This window comes from Acetobacter sp., assembly GCF_047721705.1.
GTDB lineage: Bacteria > Pseudomonadota > Alphaproteobacteria > Acetobacterales > Acetobacteraceae > Acetobacter.
In genome coordinates this window covers 1-3,510 of record NZ_JBDNXK010000166.1, presented here as the reverse complement: position 1 = coordinate 3,510, position 3,510 = coordinate 1, and the positions used below count along the sequence as shown (strand labels likewise).

The 3,510-nt window shown below is 59.4% G+C and carries 4 protein-coding genes; 1 reads left to right on the top strand and 3 read right to left on the bottom strand.

What is annotated here, in order from left to right; all coding sequences use genetic code 11:
- Together ABF824_RS16065 and ABF824_RS16060 are read right to left on the bottom strand one after the other, a co-directional pair.
- Window positions 1-701 (bottom strand): alpha/beta hydrolase (locus ABF824_RS16065; RefSeq protein ID WP_415489966.1); only part of this gene is annotated, 701 nt, incomplete at its 3' end.
- A gap of 32 nt (window positions 702-733) precedes the next feature.
- A complete protein-coding gene (locus ABF824_RS16060) occupies window positions 734-1,651 on the bottom strand; it encodes an alpha/beta hydrolase (protein WP_415489965.1) in 918 nt (305 codons plus the stop codon).
- A gap of 92 nt (window positions 1,652-1,743) precedes the next feature.
- Between ABF824_RS16060 and ABF824_RS16055 the strand changes: the two genes are divergently transcribed.
- On the top strand, window positions 1,744-2,637 hold the full coding sequence (locus tag ABF824_RS16055) for a LysR substrate-binding domain-containing protein (RefSeq protein WP_415489964.1): 894 nt from the start codon (window positions 1,744-1,746) through the stop codon (window positions 2,635-2,637).
- A 190-nt stretch (window positions 2,638-2,827) separates the two neighbouring features.
- On the opposite strand, the gene ABF824_RS16050 is transcribed toward ABF824_RS16055, so the two are convergent.
- The coding region (locus ABF824_RS16050; RefSeq protein WP_415489963.1) for an ArsB/NhaD family transporter at window positions 2,828-3,510 on the bottom strand (683 nt) is incomplete at its 5' end.

Below are 3,510 nucleotides of genomic sequence, written 5' to 3'. Positions count from 1 at the left end.
GCAAACGCGTCCCATGACAGGGTTTTCTGGGCATGGCTGAACAGCATCCGCGTCCACCCACCTGGCTTCTGGCCGCGCGGTGTCTTGTAGTAATCCGTCGCTTCCAGAACATCCCGGTCCGTCAGACCGTTCGCACGGGCAGTCTCGACGCTCGGCGGCAGCAGTTCATTGACCTGCAACTCGACACCACGCGCCTCTTTCGTGCGTTGCGCCGCCATAGCCTCCAATGTGCCGAGTGGATTGAAACCACTGAACTCCTCCCGGAAGAGGCGGCCGAGGTTGACTGGCGTGACGCCAACCACAGCCTTGATCCGCTTTTCCGTCAGCGTGGCGTTAATGGCATAGGCCCCGCCGCCACAGACACCGATTATGCCGATACGCTCAGCATCCACGTAAGGCAGCGTCACGGCATAATCAATCACATGGCTGACGTCCTCGACCCGCTGGGTCGGGCTCTCAATCCAGCGCGGCGCGCCACCGCTCTCACCCTGATAGGAGGCGTCATAGGCGATAACGACGAAACCTGCCTCAGCCAGCGCCTTGCCATAGACATTCCCCGAGGTCTGCTCCTTGCAGCTTCCAAACGGGTGAACACTGACAATGGTCGGATAGACCCGGCTTTCATCGAAGCCGGAAGGAAGCAGGATGTTGGCCGCAATGGGCCATGCCATATCGGCATTCTGTATCTGGACGGATTTCATCTCGATATCCTTCGTTTTGCTTTGCAAGCTCGTTACGCCAGCTTGGCCTGAAAGAACGGCGCGAGCACGGAAACGGCTTCGGTCACGAAGGCTTTTCCATCGTAGAGATCCATGTGATTGGCGCCCTTCACGATATGGACCGACTTATCCGTACTGGCCGCGCGGTCGTACAGGTCGTCGCTCATCCACTTGCTGCCCGCGTCGCTGCCGACGACGATCTGGATCGGTTGCGTCAGATAGGTTTCGGCCATGTGATAGGCATCATAGGTGACGATCTGGTTCAGGCTCCGCAGCGTGGCAAAGCCGGGCGCGGTCGCGCACTCGGCGCGGGGCGTGTGATAATACTCCCAGGCCTGACGCAGTTCTTCGTTCGGCGCATCTTTCTCCGTCAGTGGCGCGAGTGGCATGGTGGCGTAACCGTTGCCTGCGGCATCTGCGGTGCGGGCATTGGACCCGGCTTCGATCAGCGGAAGCGCGTCGATCGAGCGCACCGAATTGTCCCAGCCATTGCGGAACATGGAGCCGATATTGACTGCGCTGACGGTGCCGATTGCCTTGATGCGACGGTCCTGAATGGCGGCATTGGCCGTATAGCCCGCGCCCGCACAGATGCCCATCGCGCCGATGCGCTTCTGGTCGATGTAGGGCAGCGTTGTCAGATGGTCGATAACGGCGCTGACGTCTTCCGTACTGACGTAGGGGTTTTCAAGCTGGCGTGGCTCACCGCCGCTTTCCCCCTGACAGGACCGGTCGAACGCAATGGTAACAAAGCCCTGTTTCGCGAGTTTCTGCGCGTAAGTGCCAGCCGTCTGCTCCTTCACACCGCCCCCAGGATGGGAGACGACAATGGCGGGCCATTTTTTCGCCTCGTCGAAGCCGTCGGGGAAATTGATCACCGCCGACAGGGTAATGGCCGGGTTGTTGGTGTTCGTGAAACTGATCCTGGTCATGGTCTGTCTCCTGTTGATGAAAGCATGGTAGGACAAACCTATTGCGTGAATTAGATGGATAATCCGTCATGGCCCTATCACTGGAGTGATCAATGAGGCGGGATGAAATCGCCGATCTGGCAGCTTTCGTCGTGGTGGCCGAGGAAGGCAGCTTCACCAAGGCGGCCCGTCGTCTTGGCATCGCACAGTCCGGCCTGAGCCAGATCGTGCGCCGCACGGAAGAACGGCTGGGTATGCGCCTGCTGTCACGCACGACCCGTAGCGTGGCACCGACTGAAGCCGGCGAGCGGCTGCTCGCGACACTCGGTCCCATGCTGCATGATCTGGATGCAGCGGTCGCCTCTCTGGGTGATTTGCGGGACCGTCCATCGGGCACCATCCGGGTGACGACCGTGGAACATGCGGCGAAAACCATTCTTCTTCCCGGCGTGAAGCAGCTTCTGCGAGACAATCCCGATATCCGCGTGGACGTGACCATTGATTACGGACTGGCGGATGTGGTGGCAGATCGCTTCGACGCTGGCATCCGGTTGGGCGGCGAGATTGCGAAAGACATGATCGCTGTACGGATCGGTCCGGATATCCCCATGGCCATTGTCGGATCACCAGACTATTTCCGTATCCATCCTGCCCCAACGTCTCCAGCGCGGCTTGTCGAGCATAAGGCGGTCAATCTGCGGCTGCCGACATCGCAGGCCGTCAATGGTTGGCGCTTAATGCGCGGCGGTCGGGAAACACGGGTGCGGCTGGAGGGGCAGATGACGCTCAATACCATCGACCTTATCCGCGATGCCGCCCTGGACGGGCATGGGCTGGCCTACCTGCCGCAGGACATGGTGCAGTCTGATCTGGAGCGCGACGCTCTGGTGCAGGTGCTGGCAAAATTCACGCCCCCTTTGCCGGGGTATCACCTTTACTACCCCAACCGGCGGCAGGCCTCCGTCGCTTTCAGGCTGTTTGTCGAGGCGTTGCGATATTCGCAGTAAGGCAGCAAGGGGGGACAAACGGAGTGTCCGCTATCAGAGAGATAATGGTGAAAAACCGACAGTAACGCATTCGAACTCAGCGAAGCCTCTACAGCCAAGTTTTCCATACTCATTTAACAGACAGCAAGCGCATCTATTCACAAGGATAACTCTGAGACGGGCATCCGGCTGCGAGTATCGTCTAATCCGTTTACCCGATCAAAAGCCGCGCACCGAGTGCCGTGAAGAGCGCAACGGGCATGGCCACGGCACCAACCCTGAGAAATTGCAGAAACCCGACCGCTTCGCCTTCTCGACGGATCACCTGCAACCAGAGGATTGTGGCCAGAGATCCTGTCACGGAAAGGTTTGGGCCAAGATCCACGCCAATCAACAGATTATCAATCACCAGTCGCGGGACAGGTGCCTGCGCCACTGTCTCACTGGCAATCAAGCCGGCAGGCAGGTTGTTCATGATGTTGGAGATGAAGGCCAGAAGAGTGCCTGCCCCCCAGGCAGCAGTGACAGGATCGCTTTTGGCGGCTTGCTGAAGCAGGTTGGCAAGCACCCCGACCACTCCAGTACTTTCAACGGCGGCCACCAGAACGAACAGGCCGCTGACCAGCGGGAGAACGCCCCATGAAATATCCCGCATGAGCGCAATCGGCGATCGTCGCGCCAGCGCCGACACGCCCAAAGCTGTTCCAATGCCGGCAAGTGCTGTTGGCAGGCCAAGAGACAGATCAAATGCGGACACTGTGACAAGCAGAAGCGCGGTCAGGACGATGCCGACAAAAGCCGCCTTGCCGCCCAGTGTTAATGGGGTGGCTGCAACCTGTGAGGCGCAGTCCTGACGCAGGTGTGACCGTTCCATGAGGCGCAAAACCAGATAGG